Source organism: Desulfomicrobium macestii (genome assembly GCF_014873765.1).
In the GTDB taxonomy this organism is placed as follows: Bacteria; Desulfobacterota; Desulfovibrionia; order Desulfovibrionales; family Desulfomicrobiaceae; genus Desulfomicrobium; species Desulfomicrobium macestii.
Genome location: NZ_JADBGG010000011.1, coordinates 91,260 through 118,053, shown reverse-complemented (window position 1 = coordinate 118,053; position 26,794 = coordinate 91,260). Strand labels below are relative to the sequence as shown.

Annotated in this window: 29 protein-coding genes; 8 read left to right on the top strand and 21 right to left on the bottom strand. The window is 60.9% G+C overall.

Annotation, left to right across the window (positions count from 1 at the left end):
- Positions 1–140: 140 nt before the first annotated feature.
- The gene (locus H4684_RS09200; RefSeq protein WP_192623509.1) at positions 141–1,325 is read right to left on the bottom strand and encodes a glycine C-acetyltransferase; all 1,185 of its coding nucleotides are present in this window, start codon (positions 1,323–1,325) and stop codon (positions 141–143) included.
- A 177-nt stretch (positions 1,326–1,502) separates the two neighbouring features.
- Here H4684_RS09200 and H4684_RS09195 point away from each other — a divergent pair, with 177 nt between their 5' ends.
- Positions 1,503–1,976 (top strand): Lrp/AsnC family transcriptional regulator, encoded by a 474-nt coding sequence (locus tag H4684_RS09195; protein ID WP_192623508.1) that lies wholly within the window; start codon positions 1,503–1,505, stop codon positions 1,974–1,976.
- Positions 1,973–2,173 carry a hypothetical protein gene (locus tag H4684_RS09190; protein ID WP_192623507.1) on the top strand — a complete coding sequence of 67 codons (201 nt, stop codon included), beginning with the start codon at positions 1,973–1,975 and terminating at the stop codon, positions 2,171–2,173. The genes H4684_RS09195 and H4684_RS09190 overlap by 4 nt, the downstream gene beginning before the upstream one ends.
- Positions 2,174–2,175: 2 nt before the next feature.
- Here H4684_RS09190 and H4684_RS09185 read toward each other — a convergent pair whose 3' ends face one another.
- The 5 genes from H4684_RS09185 to H4684_RS09165 are packed head-to-tail and all read right to left on the bottom strand — an operon-like array spanning position 2,176 to position 7,740.
- Positions 2,176–3,276: a hypothetical protein gene (locus H4684_RS09185; protein WP_192623506.1), complete on the bottom strand. Its 1,101-nt coding sequence runs from the start codon at positions 3,274–3,276 to the stop codon at positions 2,176–2,178.
- A complete protein-coding gene (locus H4684_RS09180) occupies positions 3,277–4,308 on the bottom strand; it encodes a prolipoprotein diacylglyceryl transferase family protein (RefSeq protein ID WP_192623505.1) in 1,032 nt (343 codons plus the stop codon).
- 34 nt (positions 4,309–4,342) lie between these two features.
- Positions 4,343–5,347, bottom strand: a complete 1,005-nt coding sequence (locus tag H4684_RS09175; RefSeq protein WP_192623504.1) for a phosphatidylserine decarboxylase — start codon at positions 5,345–5,347, stop codon at positions 4,343–4,345.
- Between the two features lie 21 nt (positions 5,348–5,368).
- A complete protein-coding gene (locus H4684_RS09170; RefSeq protein WP_192623503.1) occupies positions 5,369–6,121 on the bottom strand; it encodes a hypothetical protein in 753 nt (250 codons plus the stop codon).
- On the bottom strand, positions 6,106–7,740 hold the full coding sequence (locus tag H4684_RS09165; RefSeq protein ID WP_192623502.1) for a hypothetical protein: 1,635 nt from the start codon (positions 7,738–7,740) through the stop codon (positions 6,106–6,108). Before H4684_RS09165 ends, H4684_RS09170 begins: the two co-directional genes overlap by 16 nt.
- 177 nt (positions 7,741–7,917) lie before the next feature.
- On the opposite strand from H4684_RS09165, the gene H4684_RS09160 reads away from it, so the two are divergent.
- Positions 7,918–8,460 carry a DedA family protein gene (locus tag H4684_RS09160; protein ID WP_192623501.1) on the top strand — a complete coding sequence of 181 codons (543 nt, stop codon included), beginning with the start codon at positions 7,918–7,920 and terminating at the stop codon, positions 8,458–8,460.
- Positions 8,461–8,508: 48 nt separating this feature from the next.
- Here H4684_RS09160 and H4684_RS09155 read toward each other — a convergent pair whose 3' ends face one another.
- The 10 genes from H4684_RS09155 to H4684_RS09110 are packed head-to-tail and all read right to left on the bottom strand — an operon-like array spanning position 8,509 to position 17,268.
- Entirely contained in the window at positions 8,509–9,780 is a 1,272-nt protein-coding gene (locus H4684_RS09155) for a radical SAM protein (protein WP_192623500.1), read from the bottom strand.
- Between the two features lie 45 nt (positions 9,781–9,825).
- The gene (locus tag H4684_RS09150) at positions 9,826–10,218 is read right to left on the bottom strand and encodes an HU family DNA-binding protein (protein WP_318779628.1); all 393 of its coding nucleotides are present in this window, start codon (positions 10,216–10,218) and stop codon (positions 9,826–9,828) included.
- Positions 10,196–10,507 (bottom strand): amphi-Trp domain-containing protein, encoded by a 312-nt coding sequence (locus tag H4684_RS09145; RefSeq protein ID WP_092377098.1) that lies wholly within the window; start codon positions 10,505–10,507, stop codon positions 10,196–10,198. The genes H4684_RS09150 and H4684_RS09145 overlap by 23 nt, the downstream gene beginning before the upstream one ends.
- Before the next feature lie 19 nt (positions 10,508–10,526).
- Complete coding sequence (locus H4684_RS09140) at positions 10,527–11,717, bottom strand: GAK system CofD-like protein (RefSeq protein WP_192623499.1); 1,191 nt, start codon at positions 11,715–11,717, stop codon at positions 10,527–10,529.
- Positions 11,714–12,784, bottom strand: coding sequence for an HprK-related kinase B (locus H4684_RS09135; RefSeq protein ID WP_192623498.1), 1,071 nt, complete (start codon positions 12,782–12,784; stop codon positions 11,714–11,716). The genes H4684_RS09140 and H4684_RS09135 overlap by 4 nt, the downstream gene beginning before the upstream one ends.
- A complete protein-coding gene (locus tag H4684_RS09130; protein WP_092190742.1) occupies positions 12,777–13,646 on the bottom strand; it encodes a GAK system ATP-grasp enzyme in 870 nt (289 codons plus the stop codon). Before H4684_RS09130 ends, H4684_RS09135 begins: the two co-directional genes overlap by 8 nt.
- 9 nt (positions 13,647–13,655) lie before the next feature.
- On the bottom strand, positions 13,656–15,293 hold the full coding sequence (locus tag H4684_RS09125; protein WP_192623497.1) for a PhoU domain-containing protein: 1,638 nt from the start codon (positions 15,291–15,293) through the stop codon (positions 13,656–13,658).
- 8 nt (positions 15,294–15,301) lie between these two features.
- A complete protein-coding gene (locus H4684_RS09120; RefSeq protein WP_092190738.1) occupies positions 15,302–15,571 on the bottom strand; it encodes an amphi-Trp domain-containing protein in 270 nt (89 codons plus the stop codon).
- Between the two features lie 14 nt (positions 15,572–15,585).
- Entirely contained in the window at positions 15,586–16,725 is a 1,140-nt protein-coding gene (locus H4684_RS09115) for a hypothetical protein (protein ID WP_192623496.1), read from the bottom strand.
- A 9-nt stretch (positions 16,726–16,734) separates the two neighbouring features.
- Entirely contained in the window at positions 16,735–17,268 is a 534-nt protein-coding gene (locus tag H4684_RS09110; RefSeq protein WP_192623495.1) for a GAK system XXXCH domain-containing protein, read from the bottom strand.
- A 217-nt stretch (positions 17,269–17,485) separates the two neighbouring features.
- Here H4684_RS09110 and H4684_RS09105 point away from each other — a divergent pair, with 217 nt between their 5' ends.
- Positions 17,486–19,897 carry a glycosyltransferase gene (locus H4684_RS09105; protein WP_192623494.1) on the top strand — a complete coding sequence of 804 codons (2,412 nt, stop codon included), beginning with the start codon at positions 17,486–17,488 and terminating at the stop codon, positions 19,895–19,897.
- 72 nt (positions 19,898–19,969) lie between these two features.
- Here H4684_RS09105 and H4684_RS09100 read toward each other — a convergent pair whose 3' ends face one another.
- From H4684_RS09100 to H4684_RS09085, 4 genes are all read right to left on the bottom strand, one after another.
- On the bottom strand, positions 19,970–21,157 hold the full coding sequence (locus H4684_RS09100; protein WP_092190730.1) for a PhoH family protein: 1,188 nt from the start codon (positions 21,155–21,157) through the stop codon (positions 19,970–19,972).
- Positions 21,158–21,221: 64 nt separating this feature from the next.
- Entirely contained in the window at positions 21,222–21,623 is a 402-nt protein-coding gene (locus H4684_RS09095; RefSeq protein WP_192623493.1) for a TraR/DksA family transcriptional regulator, read from the bottom strand.
- Positions 21,624–21,752: 129 nt separating this feature from the next.
- Entirely contained in the window at positions 21,753–22,127 is a 375-nt protein-coding gene (locus H4684_RS09090) for a sirohydrochlorin chelatase (protein WP_192623492.1), read from the bottom strand.
- Between the two features lie 85 nt (positions 22,128–22,212).
- A complete protein-coding gene (locus H4684_RS09085) occupies positions 22,213–22,380 on the bottom strand; it encodes a hypothetical protein (RefSeq protein ID WP_192623491.1) in 168 nt (55 codons plus the stop codon).
- A 280-nt stretch (positions 22,381–22,660) separates the two neighbouring features.
- Here H4684_RS09085 and H4684_RS09080 point away from each other — a divergent pair, with 280 nt between their 5' ends.
- From H4684_RS09080 to H4684_RS09065, 4 genes are all read left to right on the top strand, one after another.
- Positions 22,661–23,134, top strand: a complete 474-nt coding sequence (locus tag H4684_RS09080; protein ID WP_092190724.1) for a periplasmic heavy metal sensor — start codon at positions 22,661–22,663, stop codon at positions 23,132–23,134.
- Between the two features lie 80 nt (positions 23,135–23,214).
- Complete coding sequence (locus H4684_RS09075; protein WP_192623490.1) at positions 23,215–24,546, top strand: histidine kinase dimerization/phospho-acceptor domain-containing protein; 1,332 nt, start codon at positions 23,215–23,217, stop codon at positions 24,544–24,546.
- Positions 24,547–24,561: 15 nt separating this feature from the next.
- Positions 24,562–24,909: a sensor histidine kinase gene (locus tag H4684_RS09070; RefSeq protein ID WP_192623489.1), complete on the top strand. Its 348-nt coding sequence runs from the start codon at positions 24,562–24,564 to the stop codon at positions 24,907–24,909.
- On the top strand, positions 24,906–26,270 hold the full coding sequence (locus tag H4684_RS09065; protein WP_192623488.1) for a sigma-54-dependent transcriptional regulator: 1,365 nt from the start codon (positions 24,906–24,908) through the stop codon (positions 26,268–26,270). Before H4684_RS09070 ends, H4684_RS09065 begins: the two co-directional genes overlap by 4 nt.
- A gap of 57 nt (positions 26,271–26,327) precedes the next feature.
- On the opposite strand, the gene H4684_RS09060 is transcribed toward H4684_RS09065, so the two are convergent.
- Positions 26,328–26,792: a universal stress protein gene (locus H4684_RS09060; protein WP_092377057.1), complete on the bottom strand. Its 465-nt coding sequence runs from the start codon at positions 26,790–26,792 to the stop codon at positions 26,328–26,330.
- Positions 26,793–26,794 lie beyond the last annotated feature (2 nt).

The window sequence follows — 26,794 nt, the reverse complement described above, 5'->3', positions numbered from 1 at the left end:
GAGTCCCGAGGCATTCGAAAAATCATTTTATCAGAGACAGCGAAACAGGGCGGCTTAACCTCCCGGTCTGTGTCCATTTTTTCTGTGGCAATCCAGTCCCGCCAACCCGCAAAGCCCCTTCCGCCCACCTCCTCACCATCTCAAATCACTCCCAGTTCCTTCCCGACCTTCACAAACGCCGCCACGGCCATCTCCAGCTGTTCCCGCGTATGCGCCGCGCTCATCTGGGTGCGTATCCTGGCTTTCCCCTGCGGCACCACCGGAAAGCTGAATCCGACCACGTAGATGCCCTCTTCGAGCATCCGCGACGCCATGCGCTGGGCCAGCACCGCATCGCCGAGCATGACGGGGATGATGGGATGCTCGCCCGGAGCCAGAGTAAACCCGGCCTCGGTCATGGCCTGCCGGAAGTAGCGGCTGTTCTCCTCCAGTTTGACGCGCAATCCGGGCTCGTCACGGATCAGGTCCAGCACGGCCAGCGATGTGGCGGCAATGACCGGTGCCAGGGTGTTGGAAAAGAGGTATGGTCTGGAACGCTGCCGCAGCCACTCGACGATCTCCTTGCGACCCGAGGTGTAGCCGCCGGAAGCTCCGCCCAACGCCTTGCCCAGGGTGCCGGTGATGATGTCCACCCGACCCATGACCCCGCAGTGTTCGTGCGTGCCCCGCCCGTTTTCGCCCATGAAGCCCACGGCGTGGGAGTCATCGACCATGACCAGGGCGTCATGCCTGTCGGCCAGGTCGCAGATGGCCTTCAGGTCGGCGATGTGGCCGTCCATGGAGAAGACCCCGTCGGTGACGATGAGCTTATAGCGGCAATCCGCCGCGTCCTTGAGCTGAGTTTCCAGATCGGCCATGTCGTTGCTGGCGTACCGGAACCTTTTGGCCTTGCACAGCCGCACCCCGTCGATGATGGAGGCATGGTTCAGGGCGTCGCTGATGACGGCGTCCTCGGGTCCGAGCAGGGTCTCGAAGAGGCCGCCGTTGGCGTCGAAGCAGGAGCTGTAAAGAATGGTGTCGTCGGTGCCCAGAAATTCGGACAGGCGCTCTTCGAGCTCCTTGTGCACGTCCTGGGTGCCGCAGATGAAACGCACGGAGGACAGGCCGTAACCGTAGCGGTCCAGGGCCTCGTGCGCGGCCGCGACCAGACGCTTGTCACCGGCCAGGCCAAGATAGTTGTTGGCGCAGAAATTGAGCACCGCGCGGTCATCCGCCACGGTGATGCGCGCGCCCTGGGGCGAGGTGATGACCCTTTCGGCCTTGAAAAGCCCACCTTCCCGCAATTCCTCCGTCCGCCGCGCCAGATCTTCCAGTATCCGTTTCATGCCGCCTCCCCGTAGAATTTCGATTTGCGTAATTTTATCGCCATAAAATTTCTTGGCAATGAATGAATTGGCAATATATTGACGAATAAATCAATTGGCAACCGTATTCCGGAGCCACCCGCACGGGCTTTGTCTTTGCGGCGAGACTTCGGTATGCGCTCACGCGGGAGCACGAACGTGAACGAAAAAGAAATTACCCTGGACCACACGGACCGCCGGATCATCGCGGCCCTGCAGGAAAACGGGCGCGAATCCTACAAGAACATTGCCCAGCGGCTGGGCGTATCCGACGGCACGGTGCGGCTGCGCACGGAACGGCTGCTCAAAAGCGGCTATCTGCGCATCTCTGCGTCGGTGAATCCCATGTTTTTCGAGGACGGCCTGACCGCCACCGTGGGAGTCAGCCTTGAGGGGCGGGCCAATGCCCAGATCATGCGCGCCATCGCAAACCTCGACGGCGTGCAGTCCGTGTCCAACGTCTCGGGCCGCTTCGACCTTCTGGTCGAGATCCACGTTGCATCACGCAGCGATCTGCGCCGTTTTCTGGTCGACGACCTGTCGGCCCTTGGCGGCATCCAGAACACCGAGACCTTCCTTTATCTGGAAACCATCAACAAATGGGTGCAGCAGCGCCGGGAAGACATCATATGAGCCACATCCTGCACGGATTCACCGATCCGAAATATCTGGAAGTTCTGATTGCCAAGGCCGAAACCCAGCTCCGCGAGGCGGAAAACGAGGAAGACCGGCAGCGTTTCGCCGCCTATCTGGAAGTCCTTAAGGGATGGAAGGAAAAGATCGGAGCGGGCCAGGAAACCGGCGCGCCCCGCGAAAACGAATCTGAATGAGCCTACTGTGGCCGGACTGAATCCTCCAACCGATCCCGCATCAAAAGCCCGATCAGTTCCGCCCGATCAAGCCGCCGGGCGTAGTCGTTCTTCAGGATTTTGAGCGCGGCCCTGTTCCTGTCCCGCTCGGCCGCCTCGATGTATTCGGCCACAATAGGCTGCGCCTCGCGGCGCAGTTCCTCGTCGGATTTTGCATCGAGCGCCCTGAACAGCGCCTCCAGATCTTCGGGCGCGGGCAGGCCTGGAGCATGCAGGATCGCGCCGATGCGCTCCCGGTAACGCACCAGCGAAGCCTTTATGTGGCTCTCCTTGACGACCGACAGGCCCGACCAACCCGCCCGCATCCACTGAAACACGCCGCTGCGCACCACGCGGCCCTCACCAAGATAGACGCCGATGGAGACATTGGTCTGAATCCTGGACGAGACCCAGCCAAGCCCGGTCTTGGTCAATCCCTCCTCATCCGAATAGACATAGCGGCTGTCCTGGTCGCGCCCCACAAGATAGCCGCGGGTGCCCACTTCCGACGGCCCCGGCTGCACGCTCACGGACAAAAGCGCCTTGTCGTCCGGCAAGAACACAAGCGCCCGCTTCAGCTGCATTCCATAGCATCCGCCCGTGGACAGTTCCGCAGTGGTGCGATCGTACTGCTCGCCCCGCACGACTTCCGTCCCGGCCGGCGGCCAGGGATCGGCCCACAGTCGCCGCTGCTCTTCGGCGCTGCCCTGTGTGGTCCAGACCGAGGAGCGGATCGAAAAGGGCTTTATGAGTTCCTGGGGAATTTCAGGGTTGTAGAGATAACGCAGCAGGCGCTGCATGGGCATGTCGATCGCAAAGCCCTGGTATGCGCCGGGAGCGTCCGAGTACCTTGGCAGCGCGCCCGAGGTGTCGCCGTGTGCGCGCACATGGGCGATGATGGGCGCGATGCGGGCCGGGTCCGGGTCGTGACCGTGAAGCACCTCGCGGCACAGGTGCTCCACGGCCCGCTCAAAATCCGGCGGCGCATGGGGACCAAGGGCCGTGGCCGGGCGCGCGCCAAGGCAGAAAAGAAAGAGGATGAGCCCGCGGACCCATCCCCTTTTGTCTCGAAAAAGGACACTCACTTATATCTCCCCTTCCTTGACAAAAAATCGGATCTTCGAACCCGTGACGGAGCTGCGCCCCGTGTAGAGAAACACGACCAGAAAGACTCCCTGCAGAAGGAGCAGCACCGGCACGTTCCAAAGGGCGGCGAGGCCTTGCCCGAAATTCACGGCGGCGCCGTACGCGGTCAGCAAAAGGGCCGGCACAAGTCCGTAGAAAACGCCCACCCCGGCCATGATCTGGTACGCGGAGATCTTTCGCCTGCCCCGATAATCGGCGCGAAAGAACTCGGACAGCACGCGCCAGACCTGGGTCACGACCAGAGGCACGATCATGGCCATCGAAAAGCTCCCGGCCGCGAAGAAGATCATCCCCAGACAGGCGGCGGCGCAGTAAAGATAGGCGGTCATGAGCTGCACGGGCACCAGCCTGCGCCCGCAGAGATCATGGGCGTAGGCCGCTTTCTTGGTTCCGCCGTGAAAAACGACGTTCCAGCGGCTGAAAATCCCCTTCCAGGGCTCGGCCAGGGTGTCGACGGGACGCCCGTAACAGCAGCCGAAGCTCAGGCAGGCCAGGCGTCCCACGCCCTCGCCCACGGCATAGGCGATGGCCAGGGCCGCGAGCGCAGGCAGCACCGCCCCGCTTCCGGTCAGCCGGACCACGCCCGAGGCCACGAAAGGAGCCACGACAATGCCCACGAAGGCGGCCCCGCCCACGCTCAGGGTGTTGGGCTTGCCTTCGACGAGGCGGGCGACGATCTTCGCCGCCGGTATGCACAGCCCGAGCATGCCTGCGACCATGAGCACAAGGCCAAGGATGCCCATGCCAACCGAACCCAGCAACACGACGGCGACGGCCGTGGCCAGCGTGTAGGCCAGGGCGCTGAGCACCCCGTACCAGGTCAGGTTGAGGGCCTGCCACATGCCGTCGGGATTCTTGAACAGGGGCACGCTGGCCATCATCTGCCAGCGTTCGCTCGGCAGGACGCGCCCGCTCAGGAAGATGAAGGCGAAAAGCGCGGCCCCGAAGCAGGCGATCAGCAAATACTCCATATTTTCTCCATCCGGGCGCGGCTCATCCCGCCCGTCATGTGTTTTGGTTGAGGACGCGGCCGATGCTTTCGCGCACGCGCACGTCCGTTTCCACCCAGGGCCGTCCCAGCCAGCTTGAAAAACGGCTGCCCACGTCCCCCCGAAACTGATTGGCGACCAGGTCGGGGCTGAATTCGACTCGGCCCGGCTCGAAAATGAGCACATCCAGGGAACTGCCCGGCCGGTAAAGGCTCTTGGGCTGTCCCATGCGCAAAAAAAGACCGGGGCGCACCGGCTCGTGGGGGGCGTATCCCGAGGAAGCATAGGCCTGCACGATCTGCCCGATCATGAGCGCCGCCACCTCGACCATGGCCACCTGGCCGCAGCCGCTGCCGCCCGGGACGTCCGTGTCGATGATCGTGACCGCCCTGCGATTGCGGGAAAAGGGAGTGACCTCGCTGATGACGGCGGTCGGATTGCAGGAATGAAACGCACCCTCGATTTCGTAAAAGTCGCGCACCACCCCGCTGACCGGAACGTGATTGTAGTGGTACTTGTCCGGGGTCAGGCGGAATATGGCGAAATCGCCGCCCGCGAAGACCTGATTCCAGCTCGGGCGGCCCAGAAATTCCTCGAAGGAAAAAAACTTGTCCTTGATGAAGAGTACGCTCTCTTCGTTCAGGGAACCGGTGAACATGCGCGAATCCGCCGGGGAGACCACGGCGGCGTGATCGTCCGTCATGGGCCGGACGGTTTCGTAGCGGATGCGGCGTTCGAAGATGCGTCGAGCCGTGTTGTAGTGGGCCGGGGGTTCAACGCACTCGGAGATGTCGATGCCAAGGCGTTTGATGAGCGCGCTTGCACCCGAGATGCGCGCGCCCAGGGGCAGGTCGTAATTGACGAAACCCAAAAGACTGGAGGATCGCGCCGAAGTCACGGCGTCGAACAGGGCCGGAGCCTTCTCCCGCACGCGGGAATAAAGATAATCAATGACCCGGTCGCAGAACAGTTCCTCGTTCCGGATGCTTCCCAAATCTCTGGCTATATACTGATGCGTCATTTTTCCTTCCAGTTGTGCGACTTATGCGGCCGGCCGACTGATTCGGGCGTTTTCGCCGTGCATGCCGATTATCAAGAGCAGAAGCTGGATCAGCACCGGCCGGCACCCGCCGAGCTCGCCCGTACGTTTCAATTCCGACCTGGCCTCTCGCGCGAACTCCATGATGTCCCGCCCGCCGAGCAGCGCGGGGAGCCCGGTGCGGCAGAACCGTGCGGGCAGGCAGCCGAAATCCCTGACCGTCTGGCAATCTTCCAGCAGGTAGTCGAGGGCCTCGGCCAGATGCGCGGTGCGCAATTCTCCCCTGTAGACATCCTCGGCGCCCATGTTGAAGTCCTGGGCGCGCAGGGTCAGCGGCGTACTCGCCCCGACATGCTTCAGAATGCGCCGGGTCAGCTTTCCTCCCGCGCCAAGTTCGGGGTCCGTGATGCGGGCGCGCAGATCGCGCAGCAGCTCCTGCGCCCCGAAAAGTTCGATCACGTCCCGCCCTTCGGATTCGATGAAATCAAGCAGCGCCTTGCGGTACTCCTGCACATGCACGCGCAGGTTGCCCGGATAGCGATGGCTGCCCCGAACGCCGGTGGCCCTGGACACGAGATCAAGAAGCAGGGCATTGCCCGAATCCCGCCGCACGAAAAAAGTGGGCAGGTTGATGGCCGTGGCGAAGAATATCTGACGTCGCTCGCTCTCCACTTCCGGACTGTCGGGAATCGAAGACCGGCTGACGCGCCCGCTGAGCACAAGCTTGCAGGCCAGCGCGCTCAAGAATTGCTGCAAGCGGGCCGCATGTCCGCCTCCAGGGAATCGAAGAGGCTGTAGAATCGGCCCTCGAAACCGGAAAACCCCATCACCTCGAACGAGCGCTGCTTGTAGAGCAGATAGGTGGACATGGATTCATGGAAAACGCCCATGGCCGCAAGATCGCGTTTAAGCCGCAGGTCGTTGCCGACCTCGCCGTCAAGCGCCGCGCAGCGGTGGGTGCTCATGAGCGTGGTCATGTAGTCCAGCAGGCGAAAATCCGGGATGAAGTCGCCGCGCAGCCCAAAAATCCTGGCAATGGTCCTGTCCATGAGCGGCGGACCAAAAGGGGTCAGAGGGCGGCCGCAGACTTTTAGCTTGGCCTTCTTTTTCCAGCGCCGCCAGATCATGCGCAGGTGGGTGTAATCGAGCTCGTGCGGCAGGAATCCGAGCGCCTTCTCCGGATGAAAATCCTCGAAATCCATGCGCATGGGGGCGGCGCTGTAGGTGCCGACAAATAGCGGCAGAAAATGTTCCACGATCTTGATGACCAGGTCCCCGAGGTATTTCTCATCGGTGACGCCAAAATCCCCGTCAGCGTGCAGAAGCTCCCCAAGGCGCTTGCTGCCAAGCGAAATGTGCGTCCCGTTGTTGGCCAGGCACGTGTTCGAGGTATTGGGCAGGACCACCAGATTGTTGGTCAGGATGCCGGACTCGCGCAGCTTGGCGATGGTGTTCAGCTGACTGCGCGAGAGCATGCGGTGACACAGGCCCATGTACTCCTTCTTGGCCTCCCCCCGGTCCCAGCCCGACAGGCACGGGTTCATGAACAGCTCGCGGTAATGGGCGTCAGGGATGATCTCGTTCAGGCGCTTCTGCCGGGCGGGGGGCAAGGGCGCGAAATAGATCATGGCCTGCTGCCCGTATTCCAGGAGCCCGAACCCTTCATTGGCGTGGTCGAGCAGGAGCTGGGACAACAGGAACCGCTGGCTGGTCTCCCGGGCGATGCCCCGCCCGCCCTGGAACGCGTCGTCCATGGGCACGGGATAAAAGGAGAAGGTTTCGGGGGAGGTGTTGTCGTTCAGAAAATGGGCAAGAAAGGATTCGGCCAGCCTGCGCACCTCGGAGGTCACGCCGGACCCGGCCAGGTCGGCCAGGGAGAGCTTGAGCAGATAACTGATGGGAATGCGCAGCCAGTCTTCGCCGTCCCTGACAAAAAAGAAGTCCGCGCTGTCCTTCCTGCGCCCTGACGCGGGATCGCTCTTGTCCGCCAGGAGGTCACGCTCCAGGGTGTGGCGGGCAAAGGTGTTCAGCCGTCCCAGGGGAAAGCGCACCCAGCTGTTTTCCCAGACGGCATCCGGACCGGCCTCCAGATAGCGTTCAAGCTCAAGGAGCGTATGGCTCGACGTGTCCCCGGCCACGGTGCGCCGGGCCACGTTCTGATAAAAGCTCGATTCCCGGATTCTGAGCGGCAGGTCCACGCAATCCGGGCTGCCCATGACCGCGACCTGCAACTCGCTCTCGCTTCCGGCCGTGGCGTCGTCAGGACCGAAAGGGAGCACGTCCAGGAGGCGGTCGTTCCACCCGCCTTCAAAACCCATCTTGTCGGCCAACCGCCCTTCCATGCCCGCCTGCATCGTTGTTGTATCGAAAAACATGCACACCACCTTGTTTGAATGCCTTGAACAAACGAACATGAAGAGGATGCGAAGAATTCGTGACCGCCCGGTGACAGCTTTCGGGGCGCCCCATGGCGAAGGGCCCGGGCTGTCACCGAAGCGTCACCTGTCCGTCACGGGCAGGTTTGAGGCTCGCGGCAAAGACAGGTCATGGATATGAACACCATTACTCAATATGGCCCCCTGGCCATCGCACTGGGCGCTTTTGTGGAGGGGGAAACGGCGGTGCTTCTGGGCGGCGCGGGGCTGGCCCTGGGGCTGTTCGATTTCTGGACCGTGGTGGGGGCGGCCTTTGCGGGCAGCATGGCGGGAGATCAGTTCTTCTTCTGGCTCGGCAGGCTCAAAGGGTCCGCATACCTTGCGGGACATCCGCGCTTCGGGACCAGGGCCGCCCGCGTCGGCGGCCTGCTTCTGCGCCATCGCCTGCCGCTCCTTGGCACCTACAGGTTCATTTACGGCATGCGCGGAGTCATCCCCTTTGCTTTTGGCGTCTCGGATCTGTGCTGGCGCTTCTTTCTCGCCGCCAACCTTTTCACGGCAACACTATGGTCTGCGCTCATCACCCTGCTCGGACTGCATGCCGGAAAATTCCTGACCGATCCGTCCGTCGTTGCAAGATTGCCGCTACTCGGCGCGGTCGCGGCCCTGCTTTTCGGGCTGGGGATGCTGGTGCGCGGTCACTTCAAGGCCCGGCCCTGAACGCGCGGGGGCCTCGCAATGCATGGGCCATCGAAGCGTGATGGCGGCTCAGGACTCGGCTTCGGTCGAAACAAGAAGCGCGGGCGCGGCCTGACGCGGCGCGAAGCGCGCCAGTTTTTCCGCGCGCATGGGTTTGGTGCCGTCAAAGAAGTCACAGGCCATGTAGTAGCGAAGGTCGGAAAACCAGAGGCCGGGCAGCTCCGGGCGGGATGAGAACCTGCGCATCACTTCCAGAGGATTGGAGAGCGCCATCCCGAAGGGCCCGAGCAGCTCGGACGGGTCCCGGAAGCATTCCCAGTCGCAGCGCCGACAACCCGGCTCGCCGTCGGGCAGATCCTGCAATTCCCAGAAAGGCCCAAGGTCCTCAGCGCTGCGATAGCCGCACGGATAGGCGTGTCCGGCCGTGGCATCCACGAAGAAGAAATCCAGGCCTCCGCGACAGGCATATGTCTGTCCGGCCTCCCCGTCGGCCTGCCGCACCAGGGCGTCCAGGGAGGACAGCGGCGTGAAGAGGCGGATGCGCGACCTGAAATCCGGCACCACATCCTTGAGCGCGAGCAGCATGGCCCTCTTCTCCTCGGGGCTGAAACGGATGAACGGATCCGAGGAGGTGGCCTGGTAAACGGCGAGGTCTTCGTCGCTCATGGGGTAGCAACAGTTGGCGATGGTAAAGCCGAGTTCCGTCGCAAACGTGAAAAAGCGGGTGAAGGCCTCGGAAAAACCCTGCCGAAAACCGTGCGCATCGAAGGGGGCCTGCAAGGCCGGAATGCGCCCGCCGCAGAGGCGATTGATGCCCAGATTGACCGATGGGTAAAGGCCGCGTTCGTGAAAGATGGGCACAGCCTTGGCCATGCCCCGCACCACGCCGGGCAGGCCCCGGTTTTTCTCATGGATGTCCGGATCGCTTGAATCGAGGCTGATCCAGAAATTGCGGATGCCGCTCTCAAGCAATTCGTCGGCCGTGCGGCGCATGCGATCCGCAAAATCCGGGGCCTCATGGCGCTGAAAGATGAACCCGTTGGTGCCGGTGCGGATGTAGGGGATGCCGAGCTTCTTGGCGCGGCGGATCATGCCCGTCAGGCGCCCGAGATCCAGCAGGGGCTCCCCGCCGGTGAAGGACACGGCCTGCATCCCAAGCCTGGCCACGGTATCGAGAACGCGGTCCACGACCTCGGGGTCAAGACTGTGGCGGGCAAAAGAATTGTCCGCACTCATGCCGCATTGCACGCACCGGGCGTTGCAGCGGGTAGTGATCTGGATCACGGCCTGGCCGGGAAGGCGCCCCCGGAACAGCGCGCGACAGGTGGAGAGAAACTTCATGAAAGGCTCCTTTGGCCGAAAATTTCCGAGACGCCGCCGCGCAAGTCATGGGTTCAGCAGCTGCCGCAGTCCCTTTGCCGCCTTGAAGTGAACCCGCCTGCGCGCCGGAATGGCGATGCTCTCCCCGGTACGCGGGTTTCGACCCATGCGCGCGGCATGAAGCGTCACGGAAAAAGAGCCGAGCCCCGGCAGAGAAATACCCTGATCCAGGGTCAGGGCCTCGCGGATGACCGCATAGAGGGCCTTTTGCGGGGAAGAATGGGAAGTATGGGTCGTATAGGGCTCATGGGACGTATGGGTTGCAGGAAGTTCTGTGTTTTCGTTCGTCTCATTCGGCCCATTCGTCCTATAGGTCCCATAGGTCCTATCTTCTTCCGCTTCTTCCCCTTCTGCCGCTTCTGCCGCTTCCTTCAGCTCATTTTTTTTTTGCTTCGTCACCCAGGGGAGGCGAAGACAGGATTGGGGCTTCAAGTTGTGTTGCCACCGGGGTCAGCGGCTGCATCTTGTTAGGCACCCAGGAGAGCTTGAGTTCAAGCTTCTCCTTGTCGCTTTTCTGCTTTATTTCGAGCTCCGCCTCGATGCTGTCCGAAGGCCTTAAAATCAGAGGCCTTTCTTCGTTGTCGAGGATGAGCGTGCCCTGTTTCAGACCCGAGAGCACGGTTTCAAGATACGCGACCAGATCATCCCTGGTCATGATGTTCTTGGATTTGAGCTTGTCTTTTCCCATGAGAACCTCCTTTTAAATATCACGCCAGGGAGATGAGGGCCTGGCAGAGCAGGTGCGGGTCGATGGCGCCGGTTTTCGTGTCGGTCAGGGGAGTCTTGATGATCTGGACGCCGAGGGATGCCAGCTCCCGCTGCGGATTCTTTGCGTCCGGATAGCTCACGGACGGATCAAGCAGTACAAAGTCGAGAACATCGCTGATGGCGATGCTGTCCGGGGCGTCGGCGCGCAGGTGCCGCAGCAGGGTCCTGACCTGGCCCGCCAGGGACAGGCCCACGGATTCAGGGTCGCTGAACGTGTTCGGGATGAAGACCTTGGGACAGGGCGTCTGACTCACGGCCTGCCCCACTCCCCGGGGCAGCAGGTTGGCGACGATGGAGCTGTAGAAGCTGCCCACCGGATAACAGATGAGGTCCGCGCCCTGGATGGCCCTGCGGATCTTGTCGCGGATGAGCGGGCGCACCGGCGCGTTGCCCTTGGCGGGATCGACGAGGGACAGTTCGGACACGGCGCGGGTCAGGGGCAAAGTCTCCTTGCCTGTCAGCAGATGCTGGCCGACAAGGTGGCCGCCGCCTTCGAGCACGGCCCGAAGTTGCAGGTTGGAATTGATCAGCAGGCGGACTTCCCCGCGCACCTGGACCAGTTTGGAATAGATGTAGACGATGGGATCGATGTGCCGCCTGTTTTCAAGATATCCGGCGGTCAGGATGAGATTGCCGACACTCGCCCCGCGCAGGTCGAAATCCGGGCCGATGGATTTCTCGAAGAGTTGCAGATGATGGCGGATGATCTTGCGCATGGGGTCCGAAACCCGGGTAATGAGCGGATGGCTGCCTGCGACCAGGGCGGAGAGTTCGTCCAGCAGCTGTCCGGAACTTGCGGTCTTGGGCAGACGGTGGGCAAAAAGCTCGAAAATCTCTGGGTATCCATGCAGGGTGCGATCGGCCAGGGCCATGAGCCGGTTGCGCAGATCACCCACGGCCGGCATGTCGAAATAGCGGCGCAGCACGGCCGAACTGCCCCCCGAATCAAAGGGCGTGACCAGGTGCACGGAGTTGTGGGTGTACCCCACCAGGGCCTGGCTGGTTTCCTTGAGAGCCGTGCCGCCGGTGAAAAAGAGGATTCGCGGCCCAAGGTCGGGACTGCGCAACGACCTGGCCACGCGTACCGGATCCGGAACGTTGACCTCCCGGGTGACCCGTATGGCCGTCATGCCTTTTCCAGCAGCCGCAGACAGCCATCCGCGGCCTGGTCAAAGTCCACGCCTCCGCTGATCTCGAACACCCTGCACCCCGCCAGCGCCTTGGCATAGTCGTCTTGCGTCGGGGCATAGCCGTTTTCGGCGGTGAAAAAAAGGCCGGTGTCCTTCATGAAGGCTTCCAGCAGATCGTGCCGTGCATTGATGTCGATCTCCTCGAAGCGCGTGGGCGAGCCGTCCCGGTGCCAGTTCAGCAGCACCAGATAACGCATGGGGCACTGCAGGATGAACCTGTCCGGGCCAAAAAGCTGGTCGATGAGGGCGTCGTATTTGTGCTCCAGACTCCAGAGTTCCTCCGGTGGCAGGCTCTGAAAGTGCGCCGTGTCCTCGGGGGAGATTATGCCTGTCAGATCGGGATTGTGCAGGGCCGTGCCGGGATTGATGCGCGGGTGCTTGGCCACGCCGAACATGACCGGGCCGGAGCTTGCAGGACTGATCATCAGGCGGTCGTTGCTGACAAAGGTCACGCCCTTGCTGACCAGATGCAGGGCCAGGGTCGATTTGCCCATGCCCGAAAACCCGGCCATGGCCATACCGGTCTCGCACACCGCCACTCCGGCGGCATGCGCCAGAAGACAGCCTTCGTTCAACTTGCGCTCGATGAAACGGTTGTTGATGAAATTGACGACCTGGTTGGGATTGGCCTCGCAGTCCCCCACGGCCAGATTTTCCCCGTTTCCGAAGAGAAAATGCATGCCGGTCAGACGCTTGCGGATGACCCGCCCGCCTTCGATGTCGGCCCACTCCTCTTTTATCTTGGTCTTGCCCGGGTCCGGCTCCTTGACCTGAAAAATCAGCCCCAGATCAGGAACCTCGCCCTGCAGGGCCGTGATGGATATGTCCGCCTCCGACCCGGAGTTCAGGAATGGCGCGAAATATCTGGTCAATTCCCGGGCCAGATTCCCGGAATTGGTCATGACCCGAAAACGGCAGTCGCCCACGCTCAGGCAGACCTGGTGCGGTGTCGCGACGCCGGCGCTCAAAAGATGCACGAGTCCGCGCAGAGTGCTGTCATTATTCACGAATCTTCTCCATGACATAATCGGTGTACATGGCCGCGGCATCAAGACCGCAGGCATCCTGGATGCCACGGAACCCGCCGAAGGCCGAAACCTCGAAGACCACTGGCCCGGTGGCGGCTTCCACCACATCGACACATGTGAAATCGAGATTGAACAGGGCCTGGGCCGCCTCGGCCGTGCGCATGGCCTCGGGCGAAGGCGTGGCCGGGGCGTATTTGCCTCCCGACTCGGTGGTCGTGTTCCAGGCCCCCGTGCCGCAACGGGCGTAGGTGGTCAGGTACTTGCCGCCCAGAAAGACGATGCCCAGATCCTGCCCGGGCAGCTCGATCTTCTGCTGCATGTACATGATGGGATTTTCCGCGTGAAAGGCCTCGATGGCGGCGCGCGCCCCGGCTCCGTGGTCAATGACCGTCATGCCCCGGGCCTTGGAGGTGAAAAGCGGCTTGAACACGGCCGCGCCATAGCGTTCAACCGCGCCCAGCGCCTCGTCCACGGACTCGGTGATGGTCGTCGGCGGCATGGGGATATTCCCGAGACGCAGGGTCACGGTGCAGCTGAGCCTGTCCAGGACGCGCATGATGGACATGGGCGAGGAAAAAATGGGCAGCCCGCGCTGTGCCAGAAAGCGCAGCACCTCAAGCCTGTCGAGAAGATCCGGAGAATAGCGCGCGCCGATCTTCTTGATGATGAGGCCGTCAAGGCCGCCAAGATCGACCCCTTCGGTCCAGACCTTGCCGCTGTCCAGGTCCATGCAGACCTGCTCCATGTCCACCAGCAGGCGAAATCCGGTCTTGGCGGCCACCGTGTCCGCAAGAAGTTCCGAAGACCACCCACCGCGCGTTCCGACCACTCCTATCTTCATAAAAAAATCCTAATAGTTGAGTATTTCCAAGGGGAAAGAAAAATCAGCCGGAGACTTCAGTTCATGTTCCGTGAGCCGCTCCATGAGAAAAAGACAGCGATTGTACATGGCATGGGCAAAGGCCCGGTTCAGCTCGAAACGGGTCGAGGTATAAAACGACCTGGCCACACCGAGCCCGAGCCGGATGTCGAAGCTCTCGTCGCCATGGGCCCGGGCGAAATTCCTGGCGAACTTGTAGAAGCTGGTGATGGTTTCGCTGATGCGTTCGCGCGATTCCCGGTCAAAAGCGGGCAAGCGGAAGTTGGAGACGAGAAAGACCGAGACGTCCTGCACGTAGTCGGCATGCTGGGAGCGATACAGATCTATGAAATAGACCTTTTGATCCAGATGACTGTAGATGACGTTGTTGATGTTGAAGTCGCCGTGGATGAAGACCGAAAAAGGCGCCGGAAATCTGGCCTCGATGTCCATGCAGCCCTTGATCAGTTCCCCGGCCGAGGGGATGGCGATGGAGCCTATGCCCATCGCGGGGCGCATGAGCTCCGGATGGACCTGCAGGATAGAGGACATGCGGTCCAGGGCCTGACGCATCATGTTCGTGGACAGGGCGTGCTCGCTCATGGTCTGTTCCCAGATGTGCTGCACGGTCTGCTCGAAGATGAAGAGGGCGTTTTTGAGGATCTCCCGGTCCGGATTGAAAATGGTCTCATCCAGGGTGCAGCCGGACAGGAACTCTGTCAGCAGCGACGCATTCTCCCCGTCTTCCTGATAGCTGAAAACCCTCGGTACCAGCCCGGGAAATATTTCGTTCCAGCATTCGAGGTTGATCTTCTCCTGACGGATCTTGCGCAGGTTGCCTTCCTTGAAGATGGAATCCCGGGCCTGGGGGGATTTCTTCTCTTCCACGCGAGCGATGCGGCAACCGGAGCGCGAGCCCCAGATTCCCTGGAAATCCACATCCGTGACGTCCCCCTGCATGCCCGACTTGTTCAGGTTGCGTTGCAGGGCCTGGAACTGCTGGATCTTGATGCGTTCGCCGATGATGACGAAAAGCAGCGCCTCCCCGATGTTGAGCAGGCTGTCCCCGATGCGCTCCATGTACCGGATGATGAAAAGCGAAGTGATGTGATCCTCCACGTTGCGACCGATGCGCAGGTGGATCATGATCTTGTCAAAATTTTCCTTGTACATGGTATCGAGCTCGTCCTCCATGCGGCAAATGGACAGCGCGCCCGACAGGTTGGCCTTTTGCAGCACGGGAAGAATCTCGCTCACCGTATCGTGAATTTTCAGGAAGCTATCTTTATAGTCGAAATTCTCCAGAAAGCGAGGGGTGGACAGATAGCCCATCTGCTTGGCGATATTCACGCAATAGTCGCCGATACGTTCAAGGTTGATGCTGATGACATGCACGGCCCGCAGGCACTTCATCTGATCCGGAGCCAGCTTGGTCTGGTTCAACGTGGTGAAGCACTTGTTCTCTATGACGTTCTTCAGGTTATCGATGTAGTCGTCCTTGCTGAAGATCTTGTCATAGGTCGCCGGAGTCGGCTCCAGCAAAAATTGGAAGGTGGCCTTAATCTGGTTCTGCACTTCCATGATCAGGAACCTGAAATTCTCATCGAGCCCTTCGAAACTTTTGAGCATGACGCGTCCTAGGAAGTGATGGAAATGGTGCTGGATGCCGGGGATTCGTCGCTCTTGTCCTTCCAGGCGAACTTGACGGAGAGCTTGTTTTCAGAGCCCTTTTTCTTCACCGAGACCTGAAATTTCATGAAGCCGCTCGGGTGCAGACATATTTCCGACCCCTCGGAATGAAGCACTATCCGCCCCTGCGCGAAGCCGTCCTGCAAGGCCTGCAGATATTTCTGGATGGTCTGGCTGTCCTGTACGGACTCGAATTCAAATTTGTCGTCTTGAGACATGATCATTCCTTGTTTCAGCCCAGCAGGCGGTCACGATATTCCCGGATGACGATTTCCCGGCTCATGCCCGAAAGGATGAGCCGCTTGGAGATCTCCAGATCGTCCCAGGCGGGTTGATACCCGATCTCACGGTTCGCTTTTTCCGAATTGCGCTGTGAGACGTCCTTCACTTTTTCGCCCATGTGCGTGTCGTCGCCCATGAAGACCAGCTTGCGGCGCTGGGACAGACCCGCGCAGGCGTTGGCCCTGCCCACGACCGTGATCAGAAAATCCGTATAGCGCTGGGACTGAGGATTCCAGACCTCGTATCCGTCCACGTCGTAATCGGCCAGGAGGATGGGCCAGAACTGTTCGGGATGCGGGATGATGATCCCGCCGCCAAGGGCGCGGACCTCCTCGATCACTTCCGATGTGCGGTAGAAATAGCGCAGCGAAAAATGGATTTTGACGATGGCCTTGACCGCCGAAAGATACGTTTGGATGCGGTCGATGAGCTCGCTGTCGTACACGGGGCGCAGCGCGTTGAAATAGTTACGCAGCAGCTTGTTCTTGAGGGCGTCCTGGGGAAGGCGCGCGTGGTTGTCCTCCACCATGCGCTGCACCTTGGTCACATGATGGCGCACGAATTCGACCAGATCCAGATCGGCCCCGGTCTCCCGGGCGGCCTGTTCGATGCGGTCTTCCAGCGGGGCCGTGATGGTGTGCATGAAATCAAAGAGCTGGGAAGCGCGGTAGGTCAGGGTGTGCCGGAGCATGGCGCGCAGCGTGTGGGCATGCTCCAGACGGGCCGAGGCAAAGTGCAGCAACAGCTGCACTTTCTGGTTGAAACCGTGGGAGTAGCAGTCCACCTCCACGCCGCTGAAATCGCCGTATTCGAGAATTTCGTTGTGCTGAGTCGGGATGATCAGGCTCTCGGTCATGCCCGGAAACATGTTGTGAACGCGTTGTTCAATGACCGGCATGGGCACGAATTCAGGGTGCCAGTGCACGGCCATGACGCTCTGCTGAACGGGAAGGGTGAGCGACGGCGAGACCAGTTCCTTCAGTTTTTCATCATTGAGATCCGTGCTGATCACGCGCTCGAAAACAGCGAGATCCTGCTCGGTGATGGCCGGGTCCCAGGCCGCCGGATTCATGGGATCGAGAGAACGCATTTGCAAAGCCTATTTGTATCGGTCGTGGCAGGATTTTTTGGACTGGATCAGCTCTTCGACCACGGCGACGGTCGCGGCCTGGTCTTCCTGGTCGAAGGCCAGGCGCAGGCGCTCGCAGATTTCCGCATACGCAGGATAGTATTCGTCACCGTAGCCGTGATATGACATCATTCTTTCGGAATCCGAGAGAAAAACCGAGACAATCTCCCGCGAAGGCATCTCGCCGTTGGCGATGCTTTCCCGCATGGCCTTGAAGTAGATCTGCATCCGCTTCTTGAGTTTCGAGTAGCTCTCGCACACGACTCCCGATCCGCAGGGGTCTTCGGCTCCGCAAACCTTGATGCCCTTGCCCGTGAATTTGACCTCCAGCGCGTCCTCATGCCCCAGATCGACCTTGACCTTGAATTTGACAAGTTCCGCCAGGCTGATCCCGTATTCGGCCAGATCATCGGACTCCTGCTCCAGGGTATCCGCCAGTTTGCGAAGCAGATCCGCCGCTTCCGCGCGTGAGAGCAGCCAATTGTGTTTGAGTTTCGAGGCCATGCACGCTTCCTTGGTGAAAAGTGATATATAAATGCGGATTTTGTCTGTTAACAGCGCCATAAAGTCAATTCCCATACTGTGACATTTGCGTCACAGCTTTGTGACAGCCCTACCCCGGCCTTTCATGAACTCGATATCTTTATTGAATTGTCATGACCGCGTAACAAAAATGACGTCCATGCGGGATAACGTGCTTAAACCACAACGAGGTACGCATATGATCCCACAGCGCAAGGCGGACATGCATGTTCATTCCAAGTTCTCCAGCAGGCCGTCACAATGGATTCTACAGAAGCTCGGCTGTCCGGAAAGCTTCACGGAACCTGCCTTCATTTACGAGCGGGCCAAGGCCGCGGGCATGGACTATGTGACTATCACCGACCACAACGTCATCGACGGAGCGCTACAGATCGCCCATCTGCCGGGAGTCTTCGTGAGCGAGGAGGTCACCACCTATTTCCCCGAGGATCGCTGCAAGCTGCACGTCCTTGTCTATGACATCACGGAATGCCAGCATGTGGAGATCCAGCGCCTGCGGGAAAATGTCCATGACCTGTGCGGCTACCTGCGCAGCGAAAACCTGGTGCACGCGCTGGCCCATCCCCTGTTCGCGGTCAACGACAAGCTGGACATCGACCATTTCGAGCAAAGCCTGCTGCTCTTCGACATCTTCGAATTGAACGGTTGCCGGGACGATATGCAGAACACGGTGCTGCGAAAAATTCTGGCCGATCTGGACCGATCCACCATCGAAATCCTGGCCGACAGGCACGCAATGGCGCCGCAGGGCCGCAAGCCCTGGGAAAAGGGGCTGATCGGCGGCTCCGACGATCATTCGAGCCTCAACATCGCAAGCATGCACACCCTGGCCAGGGCGGACGGTCCGGACGATTTTCTGGAAGCGGTGCGCGACAGGAACTCCCTGCCGTCTGGACACGCGGCCACCGGACATGCGCTGGCGCGCAATCTGTACGCCATTGCCTACCAGTTCTACCGCGCCAAGACCCGGCGCTCGCGTTCCAAATTAGTCTGCATGCAGTTCGCCGACCGCATGCTCGGTGCCAGCGAAACGTCCGGGGACGGCTTCCTGGCCCGTCTGCACGCGGCCATCGGCACACGCAAGAGCAGCACCTACCTGCGCCTGGCCGACGCCGAAGGGATCAAGGCCGTGCTCCTGAAGGAGGTGACCCGAATCATCGAGAACGACCCCGTGTTCACGGCCATCGCCAGGGGCGAGACGGGGGCGGATCTCGACCAGGAATGGTTCCGCTGCGTCGGGCAGGCCTCGGACAAGCTCATCGCCACCTTCCTGGACCGCCTGCTCACCAGCGCGCTCGGCGCCGACATCTTCGACATCTTCAGCACCATCGGCACGGCCGGGTCGCTGTACGCGCTGCTGGCCCCTTATTTCGTGTCCTTCGGGCTCTTTGCCCGGGAAAGATCTTTCAGCCGCAAATGCGCCCGCGCTTTCGGACAGGCCAGGCCCCGTCCCCTCGCGCTCCTGCATTTCACGGACACCTTCGAAGACGTGAACGGCGTCTCATGGACCATCCGCCAGCAGCTGGACATGGCCCTCGAACACGGCAAGAACATGACCGTGATCACCTGCGGACAGGGCGAGAACGCGCCGGGCCTCCAGGTCTTCGACCCCATCGGCACCTTCGCGATACCCGAGTATCCCGAACTTTCCGTTTCCTACCCACCGTTTTTGCGCATGCTCGAATACACCCTCGAAGCGGACGCGAAGCTCATCCTGGCCGCCACGCCCGGTCCCGTCGGCCTCGCCGCGCTGGCCATAAGCAGAATTCTGCAGATTCCCATCCACGGCACCTATCACACGGCCTTTCCCCAATATGTCGCCTCCCTGACCGGCGATTCCGGCCTTGAAGACCTGACCCGCAAGTACATGGCCTGGTATTACAAGCAGATGGACGTCGTTTATGCCCCGTCCCAGGCCATCGCCGATGAATTGACGTCCTTCGGCGTGGAGCGCGGGGCCATACGGGTTTACCCTCGCGGAGTGGACACCGCGCGCTTCGATCCGATCAAGCGCAACGGATTCTTCAAGCGCTGGCGGGGCGTTGACCAGTTCAAGCTCATCTATGTCGGGAGAGTCTCACGGGAAAAGGATCTGGACATCCTCTGCGAGGCCTTCAAGTCGGCCCACGAGGCGTTACGCGGGCACGGGGTCAGCCTCGTCATCGTCGGCGACGGGCCGTATCGGGAGGAGATGGAGCGGGAACTTACAGGACTGCCGGCGCTCTTCACCGGAGTCCTGCACGGCGAGGCCCTGGCCGAGGCCTATGCCTCCGCCGATCTTTTCGTCTTTCCATCGACCACGGACACTTTCGGCAATGTGGTCCTGGAGGCCCAGGCCTCGGGGCTGCCGATCATCGTCAGCGACAAGGGAGGACCCATGGAGAACATCGATCCCGGCAAGACCGGACTCATCGTTCCCGGACGGAACGCAAAGGCCCTGGCGCAGGCCATGATCGAACTCTGCGGCGACCCATGCCGGGTCAAACGCATGGGCGAAGCGGCGCGCAGCTTCGCCGAGGAGCGCAGCTTCGGCTCCGCCTTTCTGGCAACCTGGGAGCTTTGCAAGGACGCGACATCGCCTGCCGCGTGAGGGAATCTCACACGCGGCAGACGGGGTATAAAGATTTGTGGGGAAAGGACCGGGCCGTTGGCGCCCGGAAAATCAGAGCCCAGTCTTGATGACCATGTCCGTGATGGGCCCACGCGAGCGTTCGCCCTTGAGGACGATGTGCCCGTATCCAGGCAGCCCTTTGAGCATCTTCACGGTCCAGTTCAGACCGTTGTTGGATTCGTTCAGATAGGGATTGTCGACCTGGCGCGTGTCGCCAAGGCAGATGCATTTCACGTTTTCGCCCATGCGGGTCAAAAGCGCCCGAGTCTCCGTGCGCGAAAGGTTCTGCATCTCGTCGATGATGACCACCGCGTTCTCAAGGTTCATGCCCCGGATGAAGGCGATAGGCAGAATCTCGAAGCGTTTGGGATTGTACCTGAAATTGCCGCTCTCGCTGTCGGCGAAGATGCGGTTGGCCGGGCGCAGGTCGTGCAGCTTCATGAGCAGATCGCCGATGTAGCGCACGTAGGGAGCCATCTTTTCCTCAAGATCGCCGGGCAGATAGCCGAGCTTGGCGCCGATCTCGATGACGGGTTTGACAAGGTAGATCTTGCGGTATGGATTGTCCTTCTTCTCAAGGGCCATGAACAGAGCTGCGGCCAGGGCCAGGAAGGTCTTGCCGTATCCGGCCTCGGACTGGATGGTGACCAGGTTCACGGCATCGTCGAGAAGCAGTTCCAGGGCCAGGTTCTGATAGACGTTGCGCGGCCGCACGTTCCAGACGTTGTGCTGAAAATCGATGAAGCGGGGCCCGGAGGTGGCGTGCATGTACGGCTGTCCGCCAACCCAGGCGAAGCTGTTGGCAATGGGCGGCTCGCCCTCGCGCACAAAACCGGTGTAGGACTGGGATTCGGAGCGGAAGGGATTTGAATCGCGGTACCCCTCGCTGGCGATGGCGTGGATGCGGGCCTTGAGCTGAAGGATGCGGTCGTTGGTGACCAGGATGGGCGCATCCACTCCGCTGTCTTTGAGTTCGTCAAGAATCAGGTCATCGCCGCTCTTGCTTTCCGCGTCCGTGAACGTCCGGGGCGGGAGGAACAGGACATCCGGGTCGTCCTGCAGGGCGGCAATGGCCTGGGCCACGATGTGGGCCACACGCGGCTCGCGCTTGAGCTTGTCCAGCTCTCGCAGAACGGTGTACGGCAGGATGACCCGGTTTTCCTGGCCGTTGCGCAGGGCGCGGATGCATTGGGGGTTGTCAATGAGCACATTGGTATCAAGTACGTAATTCTTCTGCATGGACGGCTCAATCCTTAGGGGCCGGTGGCCCCGGTCCGGACCATTGACGGGAGAGGGCGGCCGATCAGACTGCTGCCAGAACCCCGTCCCCAAGTCCGGTGCGTCCGAATTCTCCGGGATGCCTGTCGATCATCTCCTGGCACTCTATGCAGAAGAGCGCGCTCGGTATGGCCAGGAGCCTGCGGTCGGCAATATGCTCTCCGCACATTTCGCAGATCCCGTAGGAATCGTTGTCGATGGCCTTGAGGGCGACGGTGATGTCCCTCAGCAGCTTAACGTTGCGATTGTAGCGTATCATGTTCCAGTCCTGGGAGGAAGCGGTGCTGGCCTGATCCGCCAGATCCGGCTCAAGCTCCCGGTCCTGGCACATGGATTCCCGTAACCCCTCGTTTTCCCTTTCGATCTTCCTGAATTTTTCCCGCAGCCGAATCTCGATGTCCTGATGGATATGACAAACACGCGACATGGATACCTCCATTGTGTGTGGCAAGTCGGTCCACCCGGAACACCCGGATTCGAACTTCTTGCCGTTGAAGCACACTAGGATCCGCGTGTTTCGTACCGGAGACGAAGGCGAGGAGGTTTCATGACAGAGTCATCGGCCCGCATCCGCCAAAAGGCGATCAACTATGAGGCGCTCAAGGGCGGGATCGTCCTGCAGGGTCGGCTGGAGCACGAACTCGACCCCTGGAAATTCCTCCCGCAGGGCGGCGATCATTTCCGGAATGTCCTGCTCGATATGCACCCCGTTGTAGAGAAAGTACTGCATGACCACGATCCTGTCGCAGCCCTGCAAGGCAAGGGCGCGCACCTGGTCGGCCAGGGTCGGTTCGCCCAGGGAAAAAAAGGCCGGCAGGACCGGCGCGCCGCTGACTTCCCGCGCGACCCGCTCCACCATGGCCGTGAACTGCAAGGAAACCTCCCTGCGCCTGCTGCCGTGCCCAAGCACGATCATTCCGGTTTTACGCACGCACCCTCCCTGTAAACCTGTAAAGATGAAAAAAGGCCCCCCACTTGTTGCAGGCGGCCCTTGAACCGACGCGCTTCCGTCGATACTAATGCTTGTGATCCTCATGAGCTGCTGGAGGCTGCTCGTCGTGGACATGGTCGTGATCATGGTCATGGGGATGACTGTGGGTCAGATCCCCGTGGGTGTGTTCGTGCTCATGCTTGACCACGGTCGTGGTGGTCTTGCCTCTCAAACATCCGCAACCCTTGCACATACGGACCTCCCTTACGCCTTGAAGCAGGCTGTTTGCGATAAATATGGAGGTAAAGGTAATCCTTTCCCCGGCAATGGCAATACCGGGAAAAATGCAATATATTGCACATGCACACGTCTTGTGCAGCAACCGGCACGCAAATCTCCTGCAGGACGCACGACCACAAATCTCAACAAGCTGAAATAAAACAACTTAAGCTTTTGGCACGACGCCTGCTATGTGAGGTCCAACCAAAGACATTCCACTACCTCCAGAATGTAATTGCAAAGGGAGCCTTAAAATGTACCTGAAACACCTCATAATCGCCGCCTCGTTGGTCCTGGCCCTCGCAGCCGGAGCCCAGGCCTACAAGAGCGGCTGTCCGGGACAGGGACACTACCAGGACTTCATGTCCGGCCTGACCCCCGAACAGCAACAGAAAGTCCAGGCAGTGACCGACGAACACCACAAGGAACTCTTTGCCCTCCACAAGGAGCTCCTTGCCAAGCACGAAGCCATGGAAGCCCTGTTTGCGGCAACCCCGACCGACAAAGCCGCCATCGACAAGGCCGTGGCCGAAGTGAGCGAACTGCAGGCGAAAAAAGAGAAACTCAATGCGGACTACCGCGTGGAGTTGACTGAAATCGCCGGTAAGCCCGTTCCCATCGAATCCGGCAGAGGCTGCGGACGCATGTCCGGATGCGGAGCACACTCCAGCGGCGCCACCCCAGGCGTCGGCTCCGCTCCCGGATGCCCAGCCGCACAAACCATGTAAAACCTTCTCTCTCCCTCCCTTGAAAAGGGCAAAGGCCGTACCCCCTGCGGCCTTTGCCTTTTCCTTGAGAAAGGCAGGCCATGGAACTCGTTCTCCCGTCTCGCAGCGATCGCACCATCATGATGGCCACCATGGCCGTGTTTGTCCTTGGTCTGGCGCTGAGCTTCTCCACATGGCGCAATCTGCGTCAGCAGCAGGAATCCTTTCACGAGCACGCCCTGGTCACGGCGCGCGCCATCGCCACCGGGATCGAAATCAATCTGCGCCGGGAACTGCAGTTGCCCGCGACCCCCGAACACACCAACACGCTTCTGCACCTCCATCGCACCCTGGCCAAGGAACTGCTCCAGGACTACATCAAGCGCACCGACGCACGCTTCATCGGCCTCTACAACCCCCTCGGGCACATCCTGCTCTCCTCGCACAATGATCCAAAGGCGATCCAGGGCCAGCTGCCGACCATCGCCTGGGCGAGCATCGGCAACGCCGGGGAATGGAGCGGCGAAATGAACTTCGAAGGTCAGCCCATCATGGTCCTGGGACGCATCTCGCACCTAACTACCGCTCCCGCCTGTCCCGACGGCCAGTGTCCGCCGGACAAGCAGCCGCCGCTCCTGCTCATCGGCGTCGACATGACCCACCATCTGGCGGCCTTCGGCAAATACAAGCGCACGGCCATCCTGCAGACCGGGTACATCCTGGCGGTGACCATCGTCTTCTGGATTCTGCTCCTGGGATTTCTGCAACGCAACGAACAGCACAGACGCCTGCAACGCCTGGAATCCTTTAACGCCCGCCTGCTGGACAACATGCCCGACGGTCTGCTGACCCTCTCCGCCGACGGCACGGTCGTGGCGGCCAATCCGGCGGCCACAAGCCTCATGGGCGGACTCGGCCTCGTGGGGCAACCGCTCTCCAGCATTTTCTCGAACCTGGGTCTGACGCCGGACAGGCAACCCGGACAGGACTGGAGCACCCTCAAGACGGCCGATCGGCATCTGGAAATTTTGCAACTCCCTTTGAAGGATGGATCGGAGCAGCGCCTCGTGCTGATTCGCGACCGTACGGAACTGGCCGGTCTTGAGCGGGAGCTGCACCGCAAAGAAAAGCTGGCCGCCATCGGCCGCATGGCGGCGGGTGTTGCTCACGAGATTCGAAATCCGCTCTCGGCCCTGCGCGGATTCGCCCAGTTCTTCGCCAAGAAGCTTGCCGGACGCGACCCCGAAGAGCTGTATGCACGGACCATGGTCCAGGAAGCGGACCGCCTGAACCGCGTCATCACCGATCTGCTCTTCCTGGCCAGGCCAAGGCAGCTGAGCTTCGCCCAGGTGCCCCTTGCAGAGATTTTCCGGGAAGTGCATACTCTCTTGTCCATGGATGCAGGCGCCAGAAACGGTCGCCTGGAACAATGAACGGATGCCCAAACCGTGCAGGCCGACCGGGACGCCCTGAAGCAGGCGATCATCAACCTGCTCATGAACAGCGTCGAGGCCCTGCCCGAGGAAGGCGGCCTGATCGAACTCTGGTCCGAGCCCGCCGCGAGCGGGACGTGGATTCGCGTCCGGGACAACGGAACAGGCATGAGCCCTGAAGAGCGCGAGCACGCCCTGGAGCCGTTCTTCACCACCCGGAACAAGGGCACCGGCCTTGGCCTGGCCATCGTCCACACCATCATGCAGGAGCATGGCGGCAGCATCCAGATCGAAACGCCGGCGACCGGAGGCACCACCGTCTCCCTTTTCTTCCCCGCCAACCAAACCGGGAGCAGCACATGACCTCACAGTCCACAGTCCTCGTGATTGACGACGAACCGGCGCACAGGCTCATGGTCCGCGTCGTCCTCGGCGACGCGGGCTTCAAGGTGCTGGAGGCGGACAACGGCTCGTCCGGCCTGGCCACATTGCGCGCCAGGCCCGTGGACGTCGTCCTTCTGGACATGCGCATGCCGGGCATGAGCGGCCTTGATGTGCTGCAGAAGATGCACGAGGAAGGGATGACGACCCCGGTGATCATGCTGACAGCGTTCGGCAACGTCAGCAGCGCCGTCGAATCCATGAAGATCGGGGCCTGGGATTATCTGACCAAGCCCACGGACAATGACGAATTGCTGGCCGTGGTCAAAAAGGCGGCGGAACACGTGCGCCTGACCCGCGAAAACCGCGACCTCAAAAAACAGATCGGCCGGTTGCAGGATACCAGGATCATCGGCAACAGCCAGGAAATCCGCAAGGTCGTGGAGCTCATCGAACAGGTGGGCCCAAGCGAAGCCAACGTGCTCATCCTCGGGGAATCGGGCACGGGCAAGGAACTCGTCGCCCAGCAACTGCACGATCAGAGCACGCGCGCCAAGGGTCCGCTGGTCAAGGTCAACTGCGCGGCCCTGCCCGAGAACCTGCTCGAAAGCGAACTTTTCGGCTATGTGCGCGGCGCCTTCACCGGCGCGGCCCAGGACAAACCCGGACGCTTCCAGCTGGCCGGGGGCGGCACTCTCTTTCTCGATGAAATCGGCGAACTGCCCCTGACCTTGCAGGCCAAGATCCTGCGTGCCCTGCAGGAACGCATCGTCGAACCCCTCGGCGGCGTGACCCCGGTCAGCATCGACGTGCGCTTCATCGCGGCCACCAACCGCGACCTCCCGGCCATGATCGCCGAAGGCAAATTTCGCGAAGACCTCTATTACCGACTGAATGTGCTCGAAATACGCATTCCGCCCCTGCGCGAACGCATCGAGGACATTCCCCTGCTCGTGGATTATCTGCTGGACAAGCTCGGCCGCAAAAACAACCGCCCGATCCGCACCGTCAGCCGGGAATTCCTGGACGCGCTGGGCCGTCACGAATGGCGGGGCAACGTGCGCGAGCTTGAAAACGTCCTGGAGCGCGCGCTCATCCTCTGCCGCGGGGACATCCTGGACCTGCGGGACCTCCCGGATCACCTGCTGGCTCCCGCCCCGGCCGCCCGCCCGGCGCAGCTCGTCCAGCCCGGGGAAAGCCCGCTGGAGACCGCCGAGCGCCAAGCCCTTGAAGAGACCCTGCGCAAATATGCCGGACACCGCGAGCGCACGGCCCAGGCGCTCGGAATCAGTCGGCGCACGCTGCAATACCGCCTCAAGAAATATGGACTGACCACCAGATGAAAAAGGCCGGCCCCCTTCGCGGGGAGCCGGCCTTTTCATTTCTCATGAACGCAGCGATCAGATGCCGCAGGCATCCCGCAGATACTTCACACGCAAGTTCCGCGTGACCAGCACGGGGCAGTTTGCACCTTCGAGCACTCGCGTGACCACGCTGCCCATGATCACGTTCTCAAGCACCGACAATCCGCGCGAACCGATGACGATGAGATCGCAGTCCAGCTCGTCCTGGACATTCAGGATGACATAGTCGGGACGTCCGCTGCGCGAAATCAGCTCCACTTCCATGCCGCAGGGCTCCAGCATCTTCTTGTACTCTTCCAGGATCGCCATGGACCTGGCCTCGGCGTTGGCACGCAACTTCTCGGCCATGTCTCCGCCGATGGTCATGGTGACGGGCTCCCAGACGTTGAGCAGATATATCTTGGGGTGTCTGGAATTGACCAACTGCGTGCCGTATTTGGCCGCGTTTCTGGATGAATCGGAACCATCCACCGGAATCAAAACACGTTCAACCTTTATCATGG

What these genes read in the sequence shown, in the direction of transcription:
- H4684_RS09200 (WP_192623509.1), bottom strand. Translation starts at nt 1,325, where the DNA reads ATGAAACGGATACTGGAAGATCTGGCGCGGCGGACGGAGGAATTGCGG.
- H4684_RS09190 (WP_192623507.1), top strand. Translation starts at nt 1,973, where the DNA reads ATGAGCCACATCCTGCACGGATTCACCGATCCGAAATATCTGGAAGTT.
- H4684_RS09180 (WP_192623505.1), bottom strand. Translation starts at nt 4,308, where the DNA reads ATGGAGTATTTGCTGATCGCCTGCTTCGGGGCCGCGCTTTTCGCCTTC.
- H4684_RS09175 (WP_192623504.1), bottom strand. Translation starts at nt 5,347, where the DNA reads ATGACGCATCAGTATATAGCCAGAGATTTGGGAAGCATCCGGAACGAG.
- H4684_RS09165 (WP_192623502.1), bottom strand. Translation starts at nt 7,740, where the DNA reads ATGTTTTTCGATACAACAACGATGCAGGCGGGCATGGAAGGGCGGTTG.
- H4684_RS09160 (WP_192623501.1), top strand. Translation starts at nt 7,918, where the DNA reads ATGAACACCATTACTCAATATGGCCCCCTGGCCATCGCACTGGGCGCT.
- H4684_RS09155 (WP_192623500.1), bottom strand. Translation starts at nt 9,780, where the DNA reads ATGAAGTTTCTCTCCACCTGTCGCGCGCTGTTCCGGGGGCGCCTTCCC.
- H4684_RS09145 (WP_092377098.1), bottom strand. Translation starts at nt 10,507, where the DNA reads ATGGGAAAAGACAAGCTCAAATCCAAGAACATCATGACCAGGGATGAT.
- H4684_RS09140 (WP_192623499.1), bottom strand. Translation starts at nt 11,717, where the DNA reads ATGACGGCCATACGGGTCACCCGGGAGGTCAACGTTCCGGATCCGGTA.
- H4684_RS09130 (WP_092190742.1), bottom strand. Translation starts at nt 13,646, where the DNA reads ATGAAGATAGGAGTGGTCGGAACGCGCGGTGGGTGGTCTTCGGAACTT.
- H4684_RS09125 (WP_192623497.1), bottom strand. Translation starts at nt 15,293, where the DNA reads ATGCTCAAAAGTTTCGAAGGGCTCGATGAGAATTTCAGGTTCCTGATC.
- H4684_RS09120 (WP_092190738.1), bottom strand. Translation starts at nt 15,571, where the DNA reads ATGTCTCAAGACGACAAATTTGAATTCGAGTCCGTACAGGACAGCCAG.
- H4684_RS09115 (WP_192623496.1), bottom strand. Translation starts at nt 16,725, where the DNA reads ATGCGTTCTCTCGATCCCATGAATCCGGCGGCCTGGGACCCGGCCATC.
- H4684_RS09110 (WP_192623495.1), bottom strand. Translation starts at nt 17,268, where the DNA reads ATGGCCTCGAAACTCAAACACAATTGGCTGCTCTCACGCGCGGAAGCG.
- H4684_RS09105 (WP_192623494.1), top strand. Translation starts at nt 17,486, where the DNA reads ATGATCCCACAGCGCAAGGCGGACATGCATGTTCATTCCAAGTTCTCC.
- H4684_RS09100 (WP_092190730.1), bottom strand. Translation starts at nt 21,157, where the DNA reads ATGCAGAAGAATTACGTACTTGATACCAATGTGCTCATTGACAACCCC.
- H4684_RS09095 (WP_192623493.1), bottom strand. Translation starts at nt 21,623, where the DNA reads ATGTCGCGTGTTTGTCATATCCATCAGGACATCGAGATTCGGCTGCGG.
- H4684_RS09085 (WP_192623491.1), bottom strand. Translation starts at nt 22,380, where the DNA reads ATGTGCAAGGGTTGCGGATGTTTGAGAGGCAAGACCACCACGACCGTG.
- H4684_RS09080 (WP_092190724.1), top strand. Translation starts at nt 22,661, where the DNA reads ATGTACCTGAAACACCTCATAATCGCCGCCTCGTTGGTCCTGGCCCTC.
- H4684_RS09075 (WP_192623490.1), top strand. Translation starts at nt 23,215, where the DNA reads ATGGAACTCGTTCTCCCGTCTCGCAGCGATCGCACCATCATGATGGCC.
- H4684_RS09065 (WP_192623488.1), top strand. Translation starts at nt 24,906, where the DNA reads ATGACCTCACAGTCCACAGTCCTCGTGATTGACGACGAACCGGCGCAC.
- H4684_RS09060 (WP_092377057.1), bottom strand. Translation starts at nt 26,792, where the DNA reads ATGATAAAGGTTGAACGTGTTTTGATTCCGGTGGATGGTTCCGATTCA.